The organism is Clostridium rectalis (genome assembly GCF_900626095.1).
In the GTDB taxonomy this organism is placed as follows: Bacteria; Bacillota; Clostridia; order Clostridiales; family Clostridiaceae; genus Clostridium_AS; species Clostridium_AS rectalis.
Map to the genome: position 1 here is coordinate 1 of NZ_UYZZ01000004.1, position 24,615 is coordinate 24,615.

General features: G+C 28.2%; 21 protein-coding genes and 1 pseudogene. 20 read left to right on the plus strand and 2 right to left on the minus strand.

Annotated elements, in window-relative coordinates; genetic code table 11:
- The 6 genes and pseudogenes from EJL03_RS16425 to EJL03_RS07270 form a co-directional block, all read left to right on the plus strand.
- A pseudogene (locus EJL03_RS16425) lies at positions 1 to 143 on the plus strand (electron transfer flavoprotein subunit alpha); the annotation flags it as partial.
- Between the two features lie 143 nt (positions 144 to 286).
- Positions 287 to 1,459 (plus strand): nickel pincer cofactor biosynthesis protein LarC, encoded by a 1,173-nt coding sequence (gene larC, locus EJL03_RS07250; protein WP_125153308.1) that lies wholly within the window; start codon positions 287 to 289, stop codon positions 1,457 to 1,459.
- A 16-nt stretch (positions 1,460 to 1,475) separates the two neighbouring features.
- Entirely contained in the window at positions 1,476 to 2,270 is a 795-nt protein-coding gene (larE, locus tag EJL03_RS07255; protein ID WP_125153309.1) for an ATP-dependent sacrificial sulfur transferase LarE, read from the plus strand.
- A gap of 14 nt (positions 2,271 to 2,284) precedes the next feature.
- On the plus strand, positions 2,285 to 3,031 hold the full coding sequence (gene larB / locus EJL03_RS07260; RefSeq protein WP_125153310.1) for a nickel pincer cofactor biosynthesis protein LarB: 747 nt from the start codon (positions 2,285 to 2,287) through the stop codon (positions 3,029 to 3,031).
- A gap of 371 nt (positions 3,032 to 3,402) precedes the next feature.
- Positions 3,403 to 4,782, plus strand: a complete 1,380-nt coding sequence (locus EJL03_RS07265) for a radical SAM/SPASM domain-containing protein (RefSeq protein ID WP_125153311.1) — start codon at positions 3,403 to 3,405, stop codon at positions 4,780 to 4,782.
- Between the two features lie 135 nt (positions 4,783 to 4,917).
- Positions 4,918 to 6,168 carry an ABC transporter substrate-binding protein gene (locus EJL03_RS07270; protein ID WP_125153312.1) on the plus strand — a complete coding sequence of 417 codons (1,251 nt, stop codon included), beginning with the start codon at positions 4,918 to 4,920 and terminating at the stop codon, positions 6,166 to 6,168.
- A gap of 21 nt (positions 6,169 to 6,189) precedes the next feature.
- Here the strand turns inward: EJL03_RS07270 and EJL03_RS07275 are convergent, their stop codons facing one another.
- Positions 6,190 to 7,329 carry a glycosyltransferase family 4 protein gene (locus tag EJL03_RS07275; protein ID WP_125153313.1) on the minus strand — a complete coding sequence of 380 codons (1,140 nt, stop codon included), beginning with the start codon at positions 7,327 to 7,329 and terminating at the stop codon, positions 6,190 to 6,192.
- A gap of 153 nt (positions 7,330 to 7,482) precedes the next feature.
- Between EJL03_RS07275 and EJL03_RS07280 the strand changes: the two genes are divergently transcribed.
- From EJL03_RS07280 to EJL03_RS07290, 3 genes are read left to right on the plus strand one after another with little or no spacing between them, the layout of a single operon-like run.
- Positions 7,483 to 8,490: a CotS family spore coat protein gene (locus tag EJL03_RS07280; RefSeq protein WP_125153314.1), complete on the plus strand. Its 1,008-nt coding sequence runs from the start codon at positions 7,483 to 7,485 to the stop codon at positions 8,488 to 8,490.
- 15 nt (positions 8,491 to 8,505) lie between these two features.
- On the plus strand, positions 8,506 to 9,270 hold the full coding sequence (locus EJL03_RS07285; RefSeq protein WP_125153315.1) for a protein kinase family protein: 765 nt from the start codon (positions 8,506 to 8,508) through the stop codon (positions 9,268 to 9,270).
- A gap of 11 nt (positions 9,271 to 9,281) precedes the next feature.
- Positions 9,282 to 10,304, plus strand: coding sequence for a CotS family spore coat protein (locus tag EJL03_RS07290; RefSeq protein ID WP_125153316.1), 1,023 nt, complete (start codon positions 9,282 to 9,284; stop codon positions 10,302 to 10,304).
- Positions 10,305 to 10,331: 27 nt separating this feature from the next.
- On the opposite strand, the gene EJL03_RS07295 is transcribed toward EJL03_RS07290, so the two are convergent.
- Positions 10,332 to 11,456, minus strand: coding sequence for a glycosyltransferase family 4 protein (locus EJL03_RS07295; RefSeq protein ID WP_125153317.1), 1,125 nt, complete (start codon positions 11,454 to 11,456; stop codon positions 10,332 to 10,334).
- A gap of 135 nt (positions 11,457 to 11,591) precedes the next feature.
- Here EJL03_RS07295 and EJL03_RS07300 point away from each other — a divergent pair, with 135 nt between their 5' ends.
- The 11 genes from EJL03_RS07300 to EJL03_RS16040 all read left to right on the plus strand — a co-directional run bounded on the left by EJL03_RS07300 (position 11,592) and on the right by EJL03_RS16040 (position 24,605).
- Positions 11,592 to 12,596, plus strand: coding sequence for a CotS family spore coat protein (locus EJL03_RS07300; RefSeq protein WP_125153318.1), 1,005 nt, complete (start codon positions 11,592 to 11,594; stop codon positions 12,594 to 12,596).
- Positions 12,597 to 12,709: 113 nt separating this feature from the next.
- Complete coding sequence (gene yabG, locus EJL03_RS07305; protein WP_125153319.1) at positions 12,710 to 13,570, plus strand: sporulation peptidase YabG; 861 nt, start codon at positions 12,710 to 12,712, stop codon at positions 13,568 to 13,570.
- 252 nt (positions 13,571 to 13,822) lie between these two features.
- Complete coding sequence (locus EJL03_RS07310; RefSeq protein ID WP_125153320.1) at positions 13,823 to 14,056, plus strand: Veg family protein; 234 nt, start codon at positions 13,823 to 13,825, stop codon at positions 14,054 to 14,056.
- A gap of 394 nt (positions 14,057 to 14,450) precedes the next feature.
- Complete coding sequence (locus EJL03_RS07315; protein WP_125153321.1) at positions 14,451 to 16,016, plus strand: DUF3794 and LysM peptidoglycan-binding domain-containing protein; 1,566 nt, start codon at positions 14,451 to 14,453, stop codon at positions 16,014 to 16,016.
- Positions 16,017 to 16,120: 104 nt separating this feature from the next.
- Positions 16,121 to 16,918, plus strand: coding sequence for a cyanophycinase (locus tag EJL03_RS07320; protein WP_125153612.1), 798 nt, complete (start codon positions 16,121 to 16,123; stop codon positions 16,916 to 16,918).
- Between the two features lie 3 nt (positions 16,919 to 16,921).
- A complete protein-coding gene (cphA, locus tag EJL03_RS07325) occupies positions 16,922 to 19,534 on the plus strand; it encodes a cyanophycin synthetase (RefSeq protein ID WP_125153322.1) in 2,613 nt (870 codons plus the stop codon).
- 108 nt (positions 19,535 to 19,642) lie between these two features.
- On the plus strand, positions 19,643 to 20,488 hold the full coding sequence (gene ispE, locus EJL03_RS07330; protein ID WP_125153323.1) for a 4-(cytidine 5'-diphospho)-2-C-methyl-D-erythritol kinase: 846 nt from the start codon (positions 19,643 to 19,645) through the stop codon (positions 20,486 to 20,488).
- 118 nt (positions 20,489 to 20,606) lie between these two features.
- A complete protein-coding gene (locus tag EJL03_RS07335) occupies positions 20,607 to 20,801 on the plus strand; it encodes a CLC_0170 family protein (RefSeq protein ID WP_125153324.1) in 195 nt (64 codons plus the stop codon).
- A gap of 25 nt (positions 20,802 to 20,826) precedes the next feature.
- Complete coding sequence (locus EJL03_RS07340; RefSeq protein WP_125153325.1) at positions 20,827 to 22,287, plus strand: spore germination protein; 1,461 nt, start codon at positions 20,827 to 20,829, stop codon at positions 22,285 to 22,287.
- A gap of 26 nt (positions 22,288 to 22,313) precedes the next feature.
- Entirely contained in the window at positions 22,314 to 23,414 is a 1,101-nt protein-coding gene (locus EJL03_RS16035; protein WP_164509031.1) for a GerAB/ArcD/ProY family transporter, read from the plus strand.
- 21 nt (positions 23,415 to 23,435) lie between these two features.
- The gene (locus tag EJL03_RS16040; RefSeq protein WP_164509032.1) at positions 23,436 to 24,605 is read left to right on the plus strand and encodes a Ger(x)C family spore germination protein; all 1,170 of its coding nucleotides are present in this window, start codon (positions 23,436 to 23,438) and stop codon (positions 24,603 to 24,605) included.
- The last annotated feature ends 10 nt before the right edge of the window (positions 24,606 to 24,615 follow it).

Consider the following 24,615-nt stretch of genomic DNA (forward strand, 5'->3'; position numbering starts at 1 on the left):
GTATGCAGGATTCTGATTACATAGTAGCTGTAAATAAAGATGAAAGTGCTCCAATCATGCAGATTGCTGATTTAGGAATAGTAGGGGATTACAAAAAAGTTATTCCTGAAATCATAGCTCAGATAAAAGTATTAGATAAATAATAATTAATCCATAGTCTTTATAAAATAACTCAGATCTATTAAGATTTGGGTTATTTTTATATTTAGAATATTGTGATAAAATATAAGTATAAATGACAAAAAATTAAGATTTTTCGGTACAGTAATACGCAAGGGGGAATAGTATGAAAGTAATATATTATGATTGTTTTTCTGGAATTAGTGGGGATATGAATTTAGGAGCTATGATAGACTTAGGGGTTAAAAAAGAGTATTTAATAAATGAGCTATCAAAATTAAATCTTCAAGATGAATTTAGTATTAAGGTAAATAGGGGGGGAATAAAAGGGATAACTGGAACAAAGGTAAATGTAATATTACATAATAATAGTGAAAACAAGCATTGTCACAGAAATTTAAATGATATAAGAGATATTATATATAATAGTGATTTAAATGAGGATGTAAAAAAGTTAAGCATGGATATATTTATGAAGGTAGCTAGGGCAGAGTCAAAGGTTCATGGAAAAGAATTAAAGGAGGTACATTTTCATGAAGTGGGGGCTATAGATTCTATAATAGATATAGTAGGGGCTGCTATATGTGCTAATTTTCTAAAAGTAGACAAAGTTTTATTTTCACCTTTAGAACTAGGTAAGGGGTTTATAAAATGTGCTCATGGTACATTGCCTGTTCCTGCACCAGCTACATGGGAAATTTTAAAAGATATTCCTGTTAAGTTAGGCAATATACCTTTTGAGGCAACTACTCCTACAGGTGCAGCTATAGCTGTAACTTTAGCAGATGAATTTCAGGATAAATGTGAATTTGTTGTAAAGAAAATAGGATATGGAATAGGCAGTAATAATAAAGGAGATATCCCAAATGTTTTAAGAGTAGTATTAGGTTGTATAGATATAAAAAAAGAACTTTATATTATGGAGTGTAATATAGATGATATGAGCTCTGAAATGTATCCATATGTAATGGATGTATTATTTGAAAAGGGAGCTATAGATGTTTATTTAACTTCTATATTTATGAAAAAAGGAAGACCAGGCATAATGATATCTATTTTATATGAACACGAGTTTGAAGATGAAATAAAGAATACATTATTTAAAGAAACATCTACCATTGGTATTAGAAAATATAAAATAGATAGATTTTGTTTGAATAGAGAGACTATAAACCTTAAAACAACCTATGGCAATATAAATGTAAAAAAATCATATTTAAATGATGGAAATGTAAAATATAAGCCAGAGTATGAGGATATGAAGAGAGTATCTAAAAGTGAGGGAATACCTTTGATTCAGTTATATGACTATATAACTAAATTACTAAAAAATGTATAGAACTGAGGAAAATATTATGATAAAAAAGTATAAATATGACAAATTGGTTGAAAATATAAGGAGCTTAGAAAAAGTATTAGTGGCTTTTTCAGGAGGTGTAGATAGTACATTTTTATTAAAGGTTTGTAAAGATACTTTGAAAGATAAGGTTATGGCTATAACAATAAAGTCACCATATATTTCTAAAAGAGAGTTAGATGAGGCTTCTCAAATTGTGAGAGATTTAGGTGTTAGACATTTATTTTTAGATATTCCAATAGTAAATGAGATAAAAAATAACCCTAATAATAGATGTTATATATGTAAAAAAAATATATTTACTAATATGATAAAGGTAGCAAGGGAGAATAACATTAAATTTGTTTTGGATGGAACAAACGCTGATGATATTAAAGAATATAGACCTGGGATTGATGCTTTAAAAGAATTAAATATTACAAGTCCTTTGAAGGAAGCTGGTCTTACCAAAAAAGAAATAAGGCAATTTTCTAAAAAATTAAATTTGAGTACCTGGGATAAGCCAGCCTATGCATGCTTATTAACTAGGATACCTTATTTTAGAGAGATAAAAATTAACGATTTGGTAAGGATTGAGCAGTGTGAAAAATATTTAGAAAGCATTGGATTTAAAGGGGCTAGAGTTAGAGATTATAAAGATATGGCTAGGATTGAAATACCTAAAGAAAAATTTAAAAGTGTTATTGATGAAAACATAAGAAATAAGATAGTAAATGAATTTAAAATTTTAGGGTATAACTTTATAACCATAGATTTAGAAGGGTATAGGGTTGGGAGTATGGACCAAAATTAAAAGGAGGAATAAAAATGAATGAAAAAGAAATAAAAAAATTATTAGAAGGAATAAAAAATAATGAAGTCTCCGTGGAACAGGGATTAAAAGAGTTAAAAGATTTACCATTTAAGGATTTAGAGTTTGTAAAAATTGATAACCATAGGGAGTTAAGAGTAGGATATCCAGAGGTTATATATTGCGGTGGTAAGACCACAAAGCAGGTTGTGGATATAATAGAATCTATGATGGAAAAGAAAAATAATATATTGGCTACAAGGGCTAATGAAGAAATGTATTTTGGAATAAAAAAGATATATGAAAAAGCAGAGTATTTTAAACAAGCTAATATCGTTAGAATAATGAATAAAAAAGTTGAGGAGAGTGAAAGTTATATAGCTGTAGTTACTGGGGGAACATCAGATATACCAGTGGCAGAAGAAGCAGCTATTACAGCAGAAACCTTTGGTAATAAGGTTTGCAGAATTTACGATGTAGGTGTTTCAGGCATACACAGGTTATTTAATAGATTAGAAAAAATAAGAAAAGCTAAAGTTGTTATTGTAGTTGCGGGAATGGAAGGTGCCCTAGCTAGTGTGATTGGAGGTTTAGTGGATAAGCCTGTTATAGCAGTACCTACTAGTATTGGATATGGTGCTAATTTTAATGGACTATCTGCATTATTATCTATGTTAAATAGTTGTTCTAGTGGAGTAAGTGTGGTAAATATAGATAACGGTTTTGGTGCTGGATATAATGCTAGTATTATAAATAGAATATAAAACTTTTTAAATAAACCTAGGATAATAGTAGAATATTGTTATCTTAGGTTTATCTTTTATGGAGAATATTTGTGTACTATTATCATATAATATATAAAACAATAAGGGTGTTTTATGCAATTTTTGAGATTTTTTTATGTTAAATAAAATAATCAAATTCCAGATTTAATATTATTAATAAACTAAATATTTGAATAAAATTTATAATGGGTTAAAACAAAAATTATATTATTAATAGTTTGTTAACTATGATTTAAATTTATTGACTTGGAAATTTTAAGCAATATAATAGTATTAACTATGGAATGTAAGATTTAATTTAAGTAACACTCCTTTTACTAATAACATATCTGATATCGGGGGGAATAAAAATGAAAGTAATAAATTCTATGGAAAAAGGCGTAAAGGACATGCTTGTAAAAAAAGGCGTAGAATTACTCAGCAAAGACCCGGAAAAAAATATGGATAAGATATTTGACTTGTTAAGGAGGACTATAAGGGATAAAGAAAGTCTAAAGATGGTAGACGAAGTTGAAAGTTATTACAATGATATACCATCAATACATGAGTATATACAAAACATATTAAAAACCACAGATAAAAAATGTATAGAAAAGTTATTTACAAATTTTTTTGCTAACGCAGCATGGTATGGTATGCCTAAAAGAGCAAAACTTTTAGAGGAAAAGGGTATAAAAACCCCTTTTACAATATTACTTAGTCCATCTATGAGATGTAATTTAAGATGCAAAGGATGCTATGCGGCAAATTATAGTAAAGAAGATGATATACCTTATGAAGAGGTAGACAGAATTGTAAAAGAAGCTAGAGAAATAGGAATATATTATTTTGTTATATTAGGTGGGGAGCCATTTTTTAATGAATATATGTTAGACATATATGAAAAATATAATGATGTAATCTTTACTCCGTTTACTAATGGAACATTGTTTGATGAGAAGTTAGCAGACAAAATAAGAGACTTAGGAAATGTAATACCCATGTTTTCATTGGAAGGGTTTGAAGAAGAGACAGACGCTAGAAGAGGCAAAGGAATATTTAATAAGGTTATGCATGGAATGGATCTTTTAAGAGAAAGAGGAGTATTATTTGGAGTATCCTCTGCTACAGGAAGGCACAATGTTGATACAGTAAGTTCACAAGAATTCATTGATATGTTAATTAAAAAAGGGTCAAAAATGAGTTGGTATTTTATATATATGCCCGTAGGAGATGATCCAGATTTTGATTCAATGTTAACGCCGGAGCAAAGACTTATGCTTGGTGAGAGGGTAAGAAAAATTAGAAATACTAAACCATATTTTGCTATAGACTTTTTTAATGATGCTCCATATGTTGGTGGATGCATTGCAGGAAAGTTTTATTGTCATATAAATTCTAAGGAAGATGTAGAGCCTTGTATATTCGCACATTTTGCTACAGATAATTTAAAAGGAAAGCCATTAATAGATGTTTTTAAAGGGTCTTTCTTTAAAGAACTAAGGAACAGACAACCATATAATGATAATTTATTATTACCTTGTATGATGATAGATAATCCAGAGGTAGTAAGAGAAGTGGTAGATAAGGTGGGGGCTAAACCTACAGATAAAGGTGCGGAAATGATGATAAAAAATGAGGAATTCAAACATAATTTAGATAAACTGGCTAAGGATTTTAAACCTTATGCGGAAAAGGCTTGGAAGGAGCAGTTTAATTCTACGGGAAATTATGATATGTCAAAAGGTTAAGAAAAGGGGTGCTTAGGTATCCCTTTTTAAGTTTATATATAAAATTTTGTGATTTAATACAGCTTATTTTTGACAATTTTTTAGTTGTAGATTATCATTAAAAATAAGTATAAATGAAAATATAGGTGGTATATTATGAGAAAATTTATTATATCCATAATCATATTTATTATATCTATAACTTATATAGGCTGTGGAAACTTTAGTAAAGAGACTGAAGATGATTTGAAAGGAAGTTTAACATTAGTTATTGATAAGAAATATAATAGTTATATTGGCAATATTATAACTGATTTTAATGTATTATACCCTGAGGTAAAAATAGAAGTAAAAAATTCTACTAATATTGAAGAGGTTGTTGAAAATACAAATAATAAAAATAAAGCTGATATAATTATGGTAAAAGATGAGGACACCCAGTACATATTAAATAAGTATAAAAGTAAATTTTTAGATATTTCAGATAAAGTATCCTCTTATAAGAACAATTTTAATAAATATAGGATTTTAAATGGAACGTTTAATGGTAAGGTTTATACTATACCATTTGATAGCAGTGAATATATTATATTATATAGAAAAGATATATTTAGCAAAATAAATGTAGATGACATAAAAATATGGAATGATTATTTAGAAATTTGTAAAGGTATAAATAAGAGCTATAATAAAAAATTTTATTTTATGTGTGAAAATTCTAAGGTAGGATTATATAAAATATTTTTAAAAGAATTAGGAATGGATTATGTTGATAATAAGGGCAAGTTGACAATAGAATCTTCCCAATCAGTTAAAACGGTAGAATTATTAAAATCTTTTGAAAATGAAAAATTAATATTAACTATAAATTCTAAGGAAGAATTTTTAAAAAATTTAGAAAATAATAGAATTGCTAGTAGTATATGTAGTATAAAGGATTTAAATGAAATAATGAAAAAGTTTCCAGAGATGAAAGGTAAGTTTGGAGTAATTAAATTACCTGCATTCGAACATGGAGGGAATAGGGATGTATCCTTTGGAGAAAATAATTTTATTATTAATAAGGATACTGAAAATAAGAATTTAGCTGTAAAATTTTTAGAATTCACTGTTCAAAATGAGAAAGCTCAAGTAAAGGGACTTTATAATTATGGATTTTTTCCTAGTAATTTTGGTGTATACAAAAGTGAGGATTTCTTTAAAGAAGTAGAGTATTTTAATAATATTAAATTATGGTTATTAGCTAGCAACATAGAAATGCAAAGTGAAGGCACTGTATATACAAAAAATTATAGTAAGATAACTGACATTTTAAGTAAAAATTTTAGTAAACTATATAAGGGTAATGGTGATATACAAAAAAATTTAAAGGATATATCTGAAGAAATACAAAAAAGTATAAAATAAAAGGAACTAACTGCACCCAGATTAACTGTGTGCAGTTTTTTTATTATTAAATAATATTTTGTTATATGCTTCTAAAGTTAATTGTGCAGTTTTATTCCAAGAAAATAAGGATGCCCTTTTTAATGCCTTTTCTTTTAGAGAGGAACTTATTTTATCATCATTTAATACCTTTTCTATAGAATCAGAAATAGAATTAGTATCATATGGATTAATAAGAAGACCACCATCTCCTACAACTTCTGGTATAGAAGTTAAATTTGAAGAAATTACACAACTTCCACAACTCATAGCTTCTAATGGAGGAAGACCAAATCCCTCGTAGGTAGAAGGATATACAAATACATCACATCCATTGTATAATAATGGCAAATGAACTTCTGGAACGAATCCAGTAAATATGATATTTTTAGATATATCTAAGTTGGTACTTATACTATCTAGGTATGAAGCACTATCCTTTTTTGCACCAACTATTACTAAATTATAATCTTTATTTAGCTTTCTATATACCTTTGAAAAGGCAATTATTAAAGATTTAACATTTTTTCGTGGACTAAACCCGCCTACATACAATATAAAAGGTTTATCTATATTGTATTGTTTTTTTAATATAAAATTACATTTTTCTTTATCTAATGGTTGATATTTTGCATCAGCAGCCAAAGGAGTAACAAAGATTTTATCTGGGTCCATAGGAAAAAATTTAAGGATATCTTTTTTAGACCACTGTGAAACAGTTAGTATTCCATCAGAAATTTCTGTTAGCTTTGGCATATCTGATAAAAACTTATTTAGATAACTTTTACCAACAGTCTCTGGCATAGTATAAGGAATTAAATCATGAACTGTTATAATTTTTTTACAAGGTATATTTGTATTTATTCCTATACCATTTTGCGGGACATGATATAAATCTATATTTTCCTTTATTAAGTTATTTGGGAAATAGTATTGTTCAAAAAAACTTTTGTGTTTTTTTGAACTTAATATTATTTTAGAATTATTTTTTAAGAATTCTTTAGAATTTTTTCCCCACCAATATATGTGATAATAGTTTTTTTTATCTATGTCAAGTAGGCATTTTAGCATATTTTCTGTATATGTTCCAATACCAGTGCCTCTATACCAATTAATTCCTCTGGCGTCAATTGCAATTTTCATGAAATCCTCCCCCTATTAGTGATAAGAAAAAAACAACTATACTCTTATATATTAATAATATTAAGTTTATATGAAAAATGTGTCATTTAGCACATACAAAGCTAGTAATACATATAATACAATTATGAGTAAGGCCAGCAGGAGGAAGTAGTCTTGCAAATCGATGGTGTAAAGGCATTAGTGGAAGAAAAATATGATTTAAACATACAATCTATAGAAAAGATAAAGAATGTATATAAAATATATACAAATGAAGATAATTATTGTCTTAAAGTAATTAATTATAATTTCCCTCACTTTTTATTTATCCTTTCAGCAATAAAACATTTACAGAATAATGGGTTTGAAAAGATACCTGAAATAATTAAAAATAAGAAAAAAGAAGACTATATATCCATAGAGAAAAGTTATGCATATTTAACTCCTTGGATAAATTGTAGAGAGTGTAATTATGATAATCCATTAGATTTAAAATTAGCTACAATTAAATTGGCTCAGCTTCATAATAAAAGCCTAGGGTTTAATGTAACAGATAATATGAATCCAAGAATAGGCTGGAAACAATGGGAGAAAAGTTTTAAAAATAAGAAACAAGAAATAATTAAGTTTAGAAATATTATTATTAAAAAATGGCGAACAACGGAGTTTGACAATGCATATTTAAAGTCAATGTCAGAAGAAATTAGAAGGATAGATGAAGGCTTAAAGAATTTACAAAAAACTAATTATTTTAATAAGATGAGAGAAGAAATGGAGAAAAAGGGATTTTGTCATCATGATTATGCCCACCATAATATACTAATAGAGGATAATAAAAAGGTAAACTTAATTGATTTTGATTATTGTATATTAGATACCCATTTACATGATTTATGTAGTTTGATAATAAGGGTTATGAAAAACGGGAAGTGGGATATTAAAAATGCTATAAATATTTTAGACTGTTATAGTAATATATATCCCATAAAACAAGATGATATACCTATAATGGCAGCTTTTATTGAGTTCCCTCAAGCCTATTGGCAATTGGGAATACAATATTATTTTGAAAAGCAACCCTGGGGAGAAGAATTTTTTATAAATAAATTAGCTAAAATCTGTGAAGATAAGGATGAAAGACAGGGGTTTGTTAATGAGTTTAGAATTTTAAAATATGGCTAAAGTGGAGGTAGGTATATGATTTATAAAAATACTTTTAAGGATTATATATTAGCTAAGGGTATACAGGTGGTAGATAAATTTTCTAGTTATGATACTAATAAAACTGTAAATGAGCATTTATTAGAGGAACAGTTATTATTAATAAGTAGTTTCCATAAAATTGTAAAAGGAGATACAGGACCTATAAAAGATAGATTAGATAGTTCTATAGGAAGAGTAGTAGAAAACTATAAGGTTGGAACTAAGAAACTTGCAAGGGATATGAAAAGATTAAAAAGTGACAATAAATATGGTCAGGATTTAAATGAGTTTGAGAAAATAATCCTATCCATGGGAAATTACTATATAGAAAGAGGAGAAAAGGTTATAAAGCATGTGTATGATAATAAGTACTATGATTTAATAACTAGAAGTATGCAAAATAGAGAAATATGTTTAGGAAGTGTAGATTTTAAAAATATAGTTTTATTGGATAACATAATGGTAAAGAGAATTGATAAGTGCTCATATAACATGGTGGAAATGGATTGCTTTAATTTACTATATAAATATAAAAAAAAGGGATATAAATTTGATTATAAAAAACTGGTATCTAAATTTTGTGAGTTTGAAAAATTAAATAAAAATAGTTATGAATATATAATAGCTTTATTATCATATCCTTACGAAGTTATAAGGCAATGCAATAGATACAGACAAGAGAAAAAGGGCTGGACGGAAGAGGAGTATGTTTTAAGGCTTAAAAAGGCTATGGAGGTGGATAAGGAGAGCTTAATATAAGGGGGGATTATATGAATGAAATATTCAATGATAAATTATACTTGGCTGAATATGATTTAGATTCTAGTTTATTTGAAAAATTTAATATTGAACCATATGATTTATATCCATTAAGAAGTATATTTGTGGTAAATACGGACAAAGGAATGAAGATTTTAAAAAAGATACAATATAATGAAAAAGAATTATTGTTTATTTATAAGGCTTTAAATTATATAAGAAGTAAATTTGATAAGGTTATGAGTTTTACTCATACTTATGATAAGAAAATATATACTAATTGGGAAAACAATATGTATTGTATGATTGATTTAGTTGATGGTAGAGAAAGCGATTATAATAACCCTATCGATATTAAAATAGCATCAAAGGGTTTATCGAAATTGCATAGTGCATCTATAGGGTTTAAAACAGATTTAAACCACAGAAATTATAGTGGTAAATTATTAGATAACTTTAAGGAAAGTATAGAGGAAATGAAGGTGTTTAAAAATATAGCTTCACTTCATAAAAATAAAGATGAGTTTGATAGTATATTTTTAGATAATATAGATTACTATATTGATGAAATAAAAAAGAGTATAAATATTTTAGAAGATTCTAGTTATTATGAATTGTGTAATGAAAATGGAAAAATAGCTATATGTCATCATGATTTAGCTCATCATAACATAATTATTAATGATGAAAAGGAAGAGGCATATTTTATAGACTTTGATTATTCTATTGTAGATTTAAGAGTACATGATATGTGTAATTTTATATCTAAAGCCACTAAAAACTTTGCGTATGACATAGAAAAGGCTAAACTTATATTAGATGAGTATAATAGTGAAAATAGCTTAGATAAAAGAGAGATAGAAGTGCTTTATGGTATGCTTACTTTTCCTCAAGATTTTTATTCCATTTCAAGAGATTATTATACTAAAAGAAAGGGATGGGAAGAGGATATATTTGTTGACAAGATTAAGAAAAAGACTGAATGTGAAGAATTTAGGATAGCATTTTTAGATAAGTTTGAAGAATTAATATAAAATTAAGCCATGTGATTAACACATGGCTTAATTATTTATGACCTTATTATATGCGATAATTGTGTTTTTAGCTGTATTATTCCAAGTAAGTTCGGAACTTCTAACCAAGCCTTTTAAGGAAAGTGATTTTCTTAAATCTCTATTACTAAGGGCTTCATACATAGAATTATATAAATCATCTATATCATGAGGATTTATAAGTATTGCAGCATCGGAAACAACTTCGGGAATAGAGGTTGCTTTTGATGCTATAACAGGTACTCCACAAGCCATAGCTTCTACAGGGGGAAGTCCGAAACCTTCATAGAATGAAGGATAAACAAATAATTTACATGCATTATATACATAAGGCAAATGATTAAGTGGAATAAAACCTGGGAACAGTACTTTATTATCTACATTAAGTTCTTCACAACGTTTTTTATATATACTGTATGATTTCCCTTTGGTACCTGCTATTACTAGTTTAATATCCTTTTTATATTTTTCTGTAAGTTTACTAAAGGCATCTATAAGTCCTAATATATTTTTCCTAGGACTAAAACCTCCTACATATAAAATGTAATCAGTATCTATAGAATAATAGTTTTTCACTAAGTTTTTACTTATAATTTTATCTAATGGTTTGTATATATCCTCGCTAGCCAAATGAGTTACGAAAACTTTTTCTTTTGGGAAATTAAAAGCTTTAATTATATCTTTTTTAGAGTATTCAGATACTGTTATTATTCCATCACATGAATCTATAATTTGAGGTAACTTTTCGTGAAAAAGTTTTAAATATTGTTCACTAACTGTTTCTGGCATTTTATATGGTATTATATCATGTAGTGTAATAATAAAAGAACATTTTTTGGTTTTAGGCATTCCAATGCCGTTTTGAGGAACATGGTATATGTCTATATCTTTTCCCTTTAATATATTTGGGATATTAACTTCATCCCAAAAATTGTTCTTGCAATTTTCGGTTATATTATTAATAGAAATATTATTATTAAAAGAAATATTTTTTTTTACATTAGGTGGGATAAAAATTGTATAGTTATTAATAAGATCAATTTCATTAATGTGTTTTATAAGTTGATAAGTATAAGTTCCTATTCCAGTACCTCTATACCAATTAGCAGCTCTACCGTCTATGCCTATTTTCATAAAAGAACCCTTTCTTAAATTTGTTATATTTCATTATATTACAATAGAGGTGAAAATGTTAATAAATTAACTTTATTGTAAGTTATCTTCTAAAATATATGTGCTGTACATATAAATTATAAGGAGGTGATTGCTATGATGAGAGAATTTGAAATTGAAAGACAATTCGATGTTAAAATTGAAAGCCTAAAACCTAATAGAGGTGTTTATTTATTAAAAACAAATGAAGGGGCAAGATGTTTAAAGAAAATTAACTATGGAATTCAAAAACTGTTATTTGTATATGGAGCTAAAGAACATTTAATAGCTAATGGTTTTCCAAGAGTAGATAGATATTATATGAATGTTGAAGGTAATCCATATGCACTTGTAAATGAAGATATATATACTCTTTCAGAGTGGCTTAATGGCAGAGAGGCTGATTTTAGAAATACAGAGGATTTAATTATAGCGGCTAAGAATTTGGCATGTATGCATATAGCTTCAAAGGGGTATGAACCACCTGAAAATAGCAAATTAAAAACAGATTTAGGAAGATGGCCTCATTTAATGGAAAAGAGGGTTAGATCTTTTGACAAAATGAGAGATATGGCTAGAAAAAGAAGTAATAAGAATAACTTTGAAATGAATTATATAAAAACAGTTGATTTTTATAAATCTCTAGGCAGAAGGGCCATGAAAGTATTAAATGAATCTGACTATATGGAAATATGTAAACTTACAGAAGAGGAAAAAAGTTTTTGCCATCATGATTACACATATCATAATATTATAATAGACGATAATAGTGATGTTAATGTAATTGATTTTGATTACTGCAAAAGGGAAGTTAGAGTGTATGATGTATCTTCCTTTATGATTAAAGTATTGAAAAGAGTAGATTGGAATATAGAATATGCCAATTTGATAATAGACTCTTATAATAGCGTTTACCCTATTAAGGAGAACGAATATAAGGTTTTATTTGCCTTCTTATTATTCCCTCAAAGGTTTTGGAGATTATCTAATAGATATTATTATAATGAGGTGAATTGGCCTCAAAATACTTTTAACAATAAAATGGAGGAGTTAATAGCTGAGCAAGAAAAGTACACTAAATTTATTGAAGATTTCAAAAGAATATATAATCAGAATGAGTAATTTTAAATGGCATGTATTATCTTTTATAAGTAGTACATGCCAATATTTTTTGCACTTAAATTAATAGTTTATCATATTATATAGCATAAGTTTTGTAATATGGAGAGGATACGATGAAGGTAGGAGATGTAGTTGTTAGAAAATCATATGGAAAAGATATAACTTTTAAAATAATAGATGTAAAAGAAACGGAAGAAGGGAGGATGTATACTTTAAAAGGAATAAATCTAAGATTAATTGCGGATTCTTTTATAGATGACCTAGAGCTTTTAAAGGATGAGGAAGATTCAGATTATGAAGAGGTTTTTACCAGAAAGGTAAACTCTTCTATAAAAAAGATTTTAGTGAATAGAAAAGATATAAAAAAGTACATGAGATCATATAAGACAAGGGAGAAAAAAGATTTATCTTTCGGAAGACCTGGTAAAATATTGCATATAGATGGTGATGCAGAATATTTAGATGTATGTTTAAAGGTATATAAGCAACTTTCTCTTGATGTTATAGGGAAGGTTATATCAGAAAAAGAACAACCAAAACAAATATTAGAGATAGTAAAGGCTGTAAAACCAGATATAGTAATAATAACAGGGCATGATGCTATGGCTAAAAATATTAGTGACTATATAGATTTAAATAATTATAGAAATTCTAAGTACTTTGTTCAGACTGTAAATGAATTAAGAAACTATGAGCCGGGGTATGATAATTTAGTTATTTTTGCAGGTGCTTGTCAGTCTAATTATGAAGCTATTTTAGATGCAGGAGCTAATTTTGCTAGTTCACCTAATAGAATACTTTTACACTGCTTAGACCCGGTGTTTTTGTGTGAGAAGATAGCTTATACAAATATAGAAAAAGTTGTGCCTATAAAAGAAGCATTAGAAAATACTATAAGTGGATCAGAGGGAATAGGTGGCCTTCAAACAAGAGGTAAATATAGGGAAGGGTTTCCTAAATCACAGTATTCTTAAATAATATGCTACCATTAACTTATATGGTAGCATATTTCAATGTTTAAATATTTTGAATATATATGAAATTAATAGGGAATAATAGATTAGGGCTTAATACTTAGAGAAAATTACTGTATACGTTTAAAAAACTGCATACTTCAGGTTAAATATATATTGACAAACCATTAAAATAAAGTTAAAATATAAAGTTTGGTTGACATTTTATATGTTATGATATATAATATAGGATGTGGAAAGAGGGTGTTTATTGTGGAAAGAGGCAATGTATTGGCTTCAATAAAAAAAGACATCGAGAGCCATGTAGGTGAAAGTGTAACACTCAAGGCAAATGGGGGAAGAAGAAAGACCTTCGTAAATAAAGGAGTGATTGAAAAGGCTTATCCTAGTATTTTTGTAATCAGATTAGAAAATGACACCCAAAGGACGGTCACATATAGTTATTCAGATGTGTTAACAAAGACAGTACAATTAGTTTATGCTTAAATAAGTCAGCATCGTAAGATGCTGATTCTTTTTTATGAATTTAAATAGATAATAAAGGGGAATTATTATACTTTATTAAAATACAGTAAATAAAAAAAGAAAGATGGTGGGTTCCATCTTTCAACTATGGTATAAAAGGGTATTGAGAATTTATGAGAGGTTATATGGTCAACAACCAAGTTTATAATACGCCAAAATAGCTTATATGTCAACAAGAATAAGTATAATATATAAGAAATATAAGGAATTATCTAAGAAAAATGATGAATTTTGTTACAGAATTGTAGTTTTTCTAAGTTAAATTAATTTATAAATAAATAGTTTATTTAATCATATTTTACATATTTAAATTATATAAATAGATAGTAGGTTTATATAGGGAGGGAATATGATTATGGCTATAGAGTTAGTTAAAGAGAATATAGAATGTGAACAGCTTTTAGGAGAAAATTCATCTGACACAGTTGTTAAGGCAGAATATGTAATACCCGATACTCACCCAGACGTATTTAAGGTTTTAAGTGTGGATGCAAAGCCATATATTATTAATAAGGAGATTATTCAAGATAAAGTTTATCTTGAAGGTCAAGTGGAATATAACATAATATATATGGCAAAGGAGGAGGAGGAAGCATTAGGAGTATATAATACCACGTATACAGGAAATTTCTCTAACTATGTGGAGGTACGTGGTGCAGAACATAATATGGATTGCGAAGCTGAATGCTATGTAGAACATATGGAATGTAATATTGCAAATGAAAGAAAGATAGCAGTAGAGGGAGTAATAAATTCTAAGGCTGAAGTTTATAAAAAATATGATTTTGAAATGGTAAGGGATATTGAGAGTTCAGATGATATACAAATGCTTAAAAATCCAATGGAAATAGATAAAATTATTGGTTCTATTGATGCGGATATGACAGCTCGGGGAACTATGGAGGTTTCATCAGATAAACCTGAGATAGGTAATATATTAAAGTGTGATATAAATATTCACAAAAAAGATGTTAATATTATGGAAGATAAAGTTGATATTCAGGCTGCAGTTTTAATTGATGTATTATATAGGGGTAAGGATTCTAATGAGGTGGTTTCCTTACAAGGGGATGTTGCTATTAATAAAGAAGTAGAATTTCAAGGGGTTAATCCTGAAATGGAAGGATATACAGATTTTAGAGTAGCTTCATCTGAATTTAATATTAAACAAGATGACTTAGGAGAGAACAGAATAATAGATGTAGATGCATTAATAAAGGCTAATACAAAAGTTATGCATAAGGAAGAAATGGATATTATTGAAGATGCGTATTCACCATCAGTATTTATGGATATGAAAAAGCAGAATTATGAATTGAATGTTATACATGGTCAAGCTAAGTGTGAAACTGTGGTAAAAGGTGATATAGAGTTAGATAATGGTTTACCTAAGGCAACAGAGGTTATTTTCTGTTCAGGTAAAGTATGTATAACTGATAGAAGAATTGTGGAAGACAAGGTATTAGTAGATGCAGTTTTAGGTGTAGATGTTATGTACAGAACTAAGGATCAGGAAAATTATATAGGGAGTGTAAATGAGGAAATCCCATTTAGCTGTACGGTAGAAATGCCAGGATGCAAAATTGATATGCAAAGTATAGCTAAGGCATTTTTAGAAAGTTTGGATGCAACTGTAGAAGCAGAGGATATTGCAATAAAAGCAGTTGTGGATGTTTATTCTAGAGTAAACTATATAACCAATAAAGAGTTTTTAGTCAATATGGAGCCTGTGGAAGGAGAACTTCCTGAAAAAAAAGCAAGTATAATAATATATGTGGTACAAAATGGTGATACTCTCTGGAAGATTGCAAAGAAGTATAATACTACTATAGATAAACTTGTGAAAATAAATAATATAGAAAATCCAGATAGTATAAAACCAGGGGAAAAATTAATAATACCTGGAAGAGCTTGTTTGTAAAAATGAAGCCTGCAGTTTAGAAAGCTGCAGGTTTTTATTTTTTTTTGAATAATACGTATAGAAATGGAGAAAATATAAAATACTTGCAAAGAGAGGTGTTTTATTTGGAAGAAAAGACCTGTGGTGATTTAATAATAATAGGAGGAGCAGAAGATAAAAAGGGCGATAAAGTTATATTAAAGGAAATATGTAATAGAATTGATAAAGATAAAGATGAGGTTGTAATAGCAACTGTAGCATCAGGTATACCTGATGAGTTAGGAAGGGAATATAGAGAAATTTTTACAAACTTAGGAGTAAAAAATATATCTATATTAAATGTTGTAGAAAGGAAGGATGCCTTTGAAAAGGCTAATGTGAATTTAATCAATAAAGCATCAGTAGTGTTTTTTACAGGGGGAGACCAACTTAGAATTACAAGCTTGTTAGGGGGTACTAGTTTATATAAAATTATGAGGGAAAGTTATGAAAAGGGTTGTATATATGTTGGTACCTCCGCTGGAGCTTCTGTAATGAGCGACACTATGATTGTTACTGGGCCTGAGGATGATTCACCTAGAAAATGTACTTTAAAAATGGCACCAGGATTAGGATTAATTAAAGATGTAATTATAGACCAACATTTTGCCCAGAGGGGAAGAATAGGGAGACTTTTGGTTGGTATAGCAGAGAATCCCCAGATTATAGGAATTGGCATAGATGAAGATACAGCTATAGTTGTAAATAATAAGGCCCAATTTAAAGTTATAGGTTCTGGGGCTGTTTATGTAATAGATGGTAGTGAAATAAGCAAAACTAATGTTTCAGAACAAAATCAGGATGAAATTTTATCAATATTTAATATTAAAATGCATGTTCTAAGAAGAGATGATAAATTTGATTTAAATAGGAGGACACCTTAAAAAATGAAAATTTTAGACTTTAGGTATTTTCATGGAAGAAATATATATAGCCATAAGCCATGTATGAGAATGGATGTAAATTTGGAAGGATTTAGTGAAAGACCAAGCAATAGTATAAATAATTTTAATGATAATCTTATAAATTTAGTACCAGAATTGATGAAGCATAGATGTGGTATAGATGAAGAACATGGTTTTGTGAAAAGATTAAAAGAGGGAACATATCTTGCTCATATCTGTGAGCATATAATAATAGCTTTACAAAATATGATTAAGATTGATGTATCATATGGTAAAGCAAGAGAATTATCTGGAGAAAATTATTATATTATATATGAATGTAAGTATAAAAATGTAGGGATAGAAGTTGGTAAAACAGCAGTAAATATAATTAATTCTCTTATAAATAATGAAAAATTTAATATGAATCAAGCTATGGAAAAAATAAAAGAGCAATTAATTAAAGAAGAGTTTGGACCAAGTACTTTGTCTATTATAAAAGAAAGCGAAACTAGAGGAATACCTGTTATTAGGGTGGGAGATGGAAGTATAGTACAATTAGGATACGGAAGTACTTCAAGGATGATAGAAGCCACCATAGGTGAAAATACCAGTGGAATTGGTATAGATTTGGCATGCGATAAATTATTAACTAAAGACATATTATACAATCAATGTATTCCTGTAGCAGAAGGAGGGGAAGTTTTAAGTCTTTCTCATGCTATTTCTACCGCTGAAGAAATTGGATATCCTGTGGTTTTGAAGCCTATGAATGGCAATCAAGGAAAATGTGTATTTATTAATTTAAGAAATAGAGAAGAAATAGAACATGCTTATGAGCTTATAGTCAAAAAATATAATAAAATATTATTAGAAAAATATATGGTAGGAAGAGATTATAGAGTATGTGTTGTAGATTATAAGGTTGTGGCAGTGTCAGAGAGAATTCCACCTTATGTAATAGGGGATGGATTTAGCAATATATTGCAGCTTATTATTAAGTTGAATAGTGACTCACGTAGAGGTGAGGGACATGAAAAGCCGTTAACTAAAATAAAAATAGATGATGGATTGATAAGTTATATATATAAAAATTCCTATTCTATTAATTCAGTTCCTAAAAAAGGAGAAAAAATACTATTAAGGGAAAATGCTAATTTATCCACAGGGGGTATAGCAATTGATTGCACAGACTTAATATGTGAGGAGAACATTAAGATTTGTGAGAGAACTGCTAAAGCCTTAGGACTAGATATATGTGGCATAGATATATGCTGTAGTGATATAAGTAAAATTATAGATGGTGGAATAATTGAGGTAAATGCTGCACCAGGAATAAGAATGCATGAATTTCCATATAGTGGTAAAAATAGGAATGTTGGTAAAGCTATATTTGATATGATGTTTAAAAATAATTTAAAACAAATTCCTATAGTATCTGTTACTGGAACTAATGGAAAAACTACAACTACTAGATTAATTTCTTATACTTTGTCTGTAGCTGGATATAAGACTGGCATGACAACTACAGGAGGAATTTATATAGATGACGAGTGTATAGAGTATGGAGATACCACAGGATATGATAGTGCAATGACCATACTTAGAAATAGAGAAGTAGAAGCGGCGGTTTTAGAAACAGCAAGAGGGGGGATGATAAGAAAAGGTTTAGCTTATGATTTGGCAGACGTAGGCATAATTACAAACATAACATCAGATCATTTAGGTGTAGATGGGATAGATCATATTGAAGAATTAGCTTTTGTTAAATCATTAGTAATAGAGTCTGTAAAAAATGATGGATATGCAGTACTTAATGCAGATGATGAAGCAAGTATGCAAATTATAGACAGAGTTAAATCTAAACTTATTTTGTTTTCTAAAGAAAAGAATAAAGAAGTTTTAAGAGAAAATATAAAAAAAGGTGGTATTTCTGTATATACTTATGAAGGTTATATATATGTAGAAAATAGTGAGGGAGCATATCCTATTATAAAAATAAAGGATATAAAAATAACATTGAGTGGAAAGTTAGAATATAATATTGAAAATGCTATGGCAGCCTGTGCTGCATTAGTAGCTTTAAATATTAAATATTCAACTATTAGAAAGGGCATGAAAAATTTTTATTTAGATGAAGAACATAATCCTGGTAGGTTTAATATGTATAATGTTAATGGAGCTACTATTATTCTAGACTATGGACACAATGTAGAGGGATATAAGGCGGTTTTGGATGGAGTAAAAAAATTGAAACATAAGAGACTTGTTGGAATTGTTGGAGTTCCTGGAGATAGACAAAATAGTAGTATGGAACAAATAGGTAAAATATCAGGGGAGAGTTTCGATTATATTTATATAAAAGAGGATTTAGATAAAAGAGGTAGAGAAGAAGGAGAGGTTGCTAATATACTAAAAGATGGGGTACTAGAAAGTGGATTTACTGAAGATAATATAAAAGTGATTTTAGATGAAAAAGAAGCGTTAAAGGTAGCTATAAATAACTCAAAAAAAGGGGATTTAATTATTATATTCTTCGAAAAATATGAACCTTTATTAAAGATTGTAAAAGAAGAAATTAATAGGTATACTAGAACTAAAGAGGCATTAGCGTAGAAATATTTCAAATTAAAGCTATATTTTTTATAGCTTTAATTTTTTTTATATATTATACTATTTTATAAGACACTATTTTATATTCGTTGTTATATTAGGAGGAATGTTATGGAGTTTAAAGCTTATGCAAAAATAAACTTAGCTCTAGATGTAATTGGGAAAAGGGAAGATGGCTATCATATATTAAAAATGATTATGCAAACTATAGATCTTTATGATATTGTAAGAGTTAGTAAAAAATCTTCCAGTGGTATAAAGCTAGAAAGTAATACAGATAAAATACCTTTAGACAATACTAATATAGCCTATAAGGCAGCTGAACTTTTCATAAAAACCTATGATATAAATTCTGGAGTAAATATATATATAGAAAAAAATATTCCTGTAGAAGCAGGTTTAGCTGGAGGCAGTACGGATGCAGCAACAGTACTTAAGGCTATGAGAAATATTTTTAAACCTGATTTAACAGATAAAAAATTGGCCCAAATAGGTGTAAAAATAGGAGCAGATGTTCCTTATTGTATTTTTGGGAAAACTGCTTTGTGTGAAGGGATAGGTGAAAAAGTTACACCAATAAAACATCTAAAGGGTAATATATTAGTACTAGTTAAACCAAATTTTGGAGTGTCAAGTAGAGAGGTTTATGAAGAAATTGATAAAAGTAAGTTAAAGAATCATCCAAATACAGACATAGTATTGAAATCTATAAGAAATGAAGATTTTAAATTATTATATAGTAATTTGGGAAATATATTAGAAAGTGTTGTATTAGATAAGCATCCTGTTGTTTCTCAGATAAAAAAGGAAATTTTAAATTTTAAAGGATTATGTTCTTTAATGAGTGGCAGTGGACCTACTGTATTTGGTATTTTTGAGGATATGTTATCTGCACAAAAATGTTATGATTATATGAAGACTAAATATGATGAAGTCTTCATTACTAGAACCATATAAAAGTATAGAATATTAAAATAAAAGCATGTGTTTATATAAACACATGCTTTTATTTTATGAATAATTAATATGTATATGTTAAAAATATATTAGAAGTAAGAAAAGTAGGGTGATACATATGAATATAATAGCTTTATTTGATAATTATTTTTTAATACTTATGATTATTCAAGGATTAGTTAGCTTAATTATAGATACTAGGAATTTTAAAAATGCAGGAATGTATAAATCTTATAAGCAATCAAGAGTTATTGGAATTTTAAGTATTTTTATTTCAGTTATAATCTATTCTTTAGTAAGGATATTTGCGTGAAATTCTATAGATAGGAAGTGAGAAAATGAAGGAACGTATAAGTGATGTTATATATAAAGATTTAGATAACAATTATAAATATTTGAAGGAACTTTTACAGGATTGTTCAGATGTAATCTTTAGGGAATTTTATATAGGAGAAATTAAAGCGTTAATTATATATATAGATGGTATGGGGGATAAGATTTTATTAGATGATTATGTGCTTCAAAGCTTAATGCTAAGTAAAAAAAAGATTACTAATGCTAAAGAAATAAAAGATAGAATATTAACAGTTTCAGATGTTACGGAAATAGAGAAGCTTAGTGAAGGCATAAATGCGGTGCTATCTGGGGATACATTAATGATTATAGATGGATTGAGTACTGGATATATTATAGCTACTCGTCTTTGGCCTGTAAGAGGGGTTTCAGAACCATCCTCAGAAACTGTGATGAGGGGATCAAGGGATGGATTTACAGAAACTATAAGATTTAATACTGCTTTAGTTAGAAGAAGAATAAGAGATACAAGACTTAAAATAATATCAAATTCTATAGGTGTAAGATCTAAAACTGATGTAGCTATTATGTATATAGAGGATATTGCGGAAAGCTCTATAGTAGAAGAAGTTGAAAGTAGATTAAAGAAAATAAATATTGATTGTATTTTGGATAGTGGCTATGTAGAGCAATTAATAGAAGATAACAAGTATTCTCCATTTCCACAAACACAGAGTACAGAAAGACCAGATGTGGTAGCTGCAGCATTATATGAGGGGAGAGTAGCCATTTTAGTAGATAATTCTCCTTTTGCAATAGTTGTTCCTACCACACTACCTAATTTATTTCAATCACCAGATGACTATTATCAAAGATGGATATATGGATCGGTATTAAGACTTATAAGATTTATTTCTATAATTATTTCATTAGTTCTTCCAGCATTATATGTGGCGATAACTTCATTTCATAGCAATATAATACCTACTAAATTTGCATATTTTATAGCGGCCTCTAGGGAGGGAGTGCCTTTCCCTGCATTTATAGAAGCTATAATAATGGAAGTAAGCTTAGCTCTACTTATGGAATGTATAGTAAGACTTCCTAAACCAATAGGAGCTACAATTGGTATAGTTGGTGGATTGATAATTGGTCAGGCAGCAGTAAGTGCTGGTATTGTAAGTCCAATTATGATAATAATAGTAGCTTTAACTACTATAACAAGTTTTACTACTCCTAGTTATGGTGTAACTTCAGCTTTTAGAATAATAAGATTTTTACTAATCATTATATCAGCAATAGTAGGAATATATGGGATTATGATTGGTTTAATAGTTACATTAGTACATTTAATGAGATTAAAAAGTTTTGGTAAACCTTATTTGGCACCACTTGTAAATGCTGATGCTAATGACTTTAAGGATGTATATATAAGAGTGCCACTTAAAAATTTAAAAAGTAGACCTAAGTATATGGATACAAAAGATAAAATTAGGCAGAAGTAGTTATTGACAGATGGGAGGAAAATTTTATGGATGATAAAAATTTTATATCTTCGTATGCATTATTTGCTACCATAATTGTAACTACAGTAGGAGTGAATGTATTTTCCTATCCACGAGAACTTACTGAGGTAGTAAATGGTGATGGATGGATTGTTATTATATTAGCAACTATTTTAGCCTTTATTTTTATGAGTTTAATTTATCAAACTATGAAAAATAATAAATATATTCACTTTTATGATTTGATAGAAAAAAATACAGGAAGGTTTATTGGAAAATTAATAGGGTTAAGTTTTATTATCTATAGTATAATTGTTATTTCTGTTGGACTTAGAGTTTTTACAGAGGAGATAAAGGTATATCTTCTTCAAAGGACACCTACAGAGTTTATATTTATATTTACTATACTTACAGGAGTGTATCTTGTAAGGGGAGAGATAGATACTTTAATAAAATTTAATGAAGTTGCTTTTTGGCTAATGTTCATTCCTGTATTTTTAGTACTTTTGTTTTCCATATATGACTCAGATTTTTCAAATATATTGCCATTATTAAATAATAAACCTATGAATTATATTCATGGTATTACTATGAGTATGTATAGATATAGTGGATTCCCTATATTGTTTTTAATATTACCTTTTGTAAAAGAAAAGAAAAAGATAAACAAAGTTATATTGAAGAGCTTAATATTTATTGGGTTATTTTATGTGATAACTTTTATATTAGTTATAGGCATGTTTGGAAAAGAACAGACCAAAATTTTGCTTTGGCCAGTAATAACTTTAATAAGGACTATTGATATACCAGGAACTTTTGTAGAAAGATGGGAAGGCATAATAATGGCTATATGGGTGATATTTTACTATACTACATTTACTAATTTATTTTATTTTGCAGCGGATATGTTAAAAAAGATGTGTAAATTTAATGATGTAAAACTATCTGTGCCTATAATAGTTCCTTTTATATATCTAATTGCATTATATCCTCAAAATGTGGTTCAGGTTGCTCAGATATCTAGTAAGTATGTTCCAATGTTAGGAGTAATAAATTTTGTTATTCTCCCTATTATCTTATTAATTATTACAAAAGTAAGGAAGGGAGGGAGAAAAAATCCTGTATAGAAGTATATCAGGACAATTATTATGAGAATAAAAAAGATAGTAATTATTATATGTTGTTGTTTTTTAACCACAGGATGTTGGGACAGAGTGGAAATAGATAGGAAAAGCTTTATTTCTACCATAGGTGTTGATGTGGGGGAAGATATAGATAAAGAGGAGGAAGTAAAAAAACTAAAGCCAGATGAACCATTTACTGATAATAATTTAAAGAGAATCAATGTGACATATTCATTTCCAGATATAAGTCAGTTAGGACCTGAAAAGGGAGGGGTGGCAGAAGAAAAATCTATAAATACAGAGGCTTATTCCATGGAAGACTCTATAGCAAAAGCTACAGCTAAAAGCAGTAGAGCTATAAGTTTTGGACATACAAAATTATTAATTATAAGTAGTGATCTTTTTGCATACACCCAGGTTATAAAAGAAGTAATGGACTATTTTCAAAGAGAAGCCTCTTTAAATAGAAATATGTTAGTTGTAATGGCAGATGGAGATATAGAAGATTTCATTAACTATAAGCCTAATATGGAAAAAAATATTCAAAGCTATATAGCTGGATTAATTGAAAATAAAGCTAGTGGAGTGATACCTGTAACTTTAAATGATTTTTTGATCAACTTGGATGAAAATGGTAATGCCATATTGCCATGGCTTGTAATGGAAAAGGATAAAAATGAATTAAAATTATCAGGAACCGGAGTTATAAAGGATTTTACTTTTAAGGATGTACTGTCTTCTACAGAAACTATAGATATACAAATATTAAGAGGAGATTTAAAGGGAGGCAAAAAGGTAACGTATAAAGACGGTCACCCTGTTGATTTTCAAATAGAAGGAATAGAGAGAAAAATCAAATTAAATAATAGCAATGGGAAATTATCTTTTTTAATAGATTTGAGTATTGAGGGGCAAATAAAAGGTTATTATTTTGATAAAAATGTGTTTTCTAAAGCTGTTTTAGATGAAATAGAAAAAGATTTAAATAAATCATTAAAAGAGGAAATGGAACAGGTTATAAAAACAATACAAACTAAATATGCTGTAGATTTAATTGGAATAAGAGAGTATACACAAAAATATCACCCTACTGTTTGGAAACAAGTTAAAAATAATTGGGATGAAATTTACAAAAATATTATTATAAGTGTTAATGTAGATACTCATATAAGAAGAATAGGCACTGTAAAATAAATATATAAAA

Coding starts and splice junctions, on each gene's coding strand:
- EJL03_RS07290 (WP_125153316.1), top strand. CDS start 9,282: ATGAATGAAATATTCAATGATAAATTATACTTGGCTGAATATGATTTA.
- EJL03_RS07340 (WP_125153325.1), top strand. CDS start 20,827: ATGAAGGAACGTATAAGTGATGTTATATATAAAGATTTAGATAACAAT.
- EJL03_RS07335 (WP_125153324.1), top strand. CDS start 20,607: ATGAATATAATAGCTTTATTTGATAATTATTTTTTAATACTTATGATT.
- EJL03_RS07270 (WP_125153312.1), top strand. CDS start 4,918: ATGAGAAAATTTATTATATCCATAATCATATTTATTATATCTATAACT.
- ispE (WP_125153323.1), top strand. CDS start 19,643: ATGGAGTTTAAAGCTTATGCAAAAATAAACTTAGCTCTAGATGTAATT.
- EJL03_RS07295 (WP_125153317.1), bottom strand. CDS start 11,456: ATGAAAATAGGCATAGACGGTAGAGCTGCTAATTGGTATAGAGGTACT.
- larE (WP_125153309.1), top strand. CDS start 1,476: ATGATAAAAAAGTATAAATATGACAAATTGGTTGAAAATATAAGGAGC.
- EJL03_RS07315 (WP_125153321.1), top strand. CDS start 14,451: ATGGCTATAGAGTTAGTTAAAGAGAATATAGAATGTGAACAGCTTTTA.
- EJL03_RS16040 (WP_164509032.1), top strand. CDS start 23,436: ATGAGAATAAAAAAGATAGTAATTATTATATGTTGTTGTTTTTTAACC.
- EJL03_RS16035 (WP_164509031.1), top strand. CDS start 22,314: ATGGATGATAAAAATTTTATATCTTCGTATGCATTATTTGCTACCATA.
- larC (WP_125153308.1), top strand. CDS start 287: ATGAAAGTAATATATTATGATTGTTTTTCTGGAATTAGTGGGGATATG.
- yabG (WP_125153319.1), top strand. CDS start 12,710: ATGAAGGTAGGAGATGTAGTTGTTAGAAAATCATATGGAAAAGATATA.
- cphA (WP_125153322.1), top strand. CDS start 16,922: ATGAAAATTTTAGACTTTAGGTATTTTCATGGAAGAAATATATATAGC.
- larB (WP_125153310.1), top strand. CDS start 2,285: ATGAATGAAAAAGAAATAAAAAAATTATTAGAAGGAATAAAAAATAAT.
- EJL03_RS07285 (WP_125153315.1), top strand. CDS start 8,506: ATGATTTATAAAAATACTTTTAAGGATTATATATTAGCTAAGGGTATA.
- EJL03_RS07275 (WP_125153313.1), bottom strand. CDS start 7,329: ATGAAAATTGCAATTGACGCCAGAGGAATTAATTGGTATAGAGGCACT.
- EJL03_RS07300 (WP_125153318.1), top strand. CDS start 11,592: ATGATGAGAGAATTTGAAATTGAAAGACAATTCGATGTTAAAATTGAA.
- EJL03_RS07265 (WP_125153311.1), top strand. CDS start 3,403: ATGAAAGTAATAAATTCTATGGAAAAAGGCGTAAAGGACATGCTTGTA.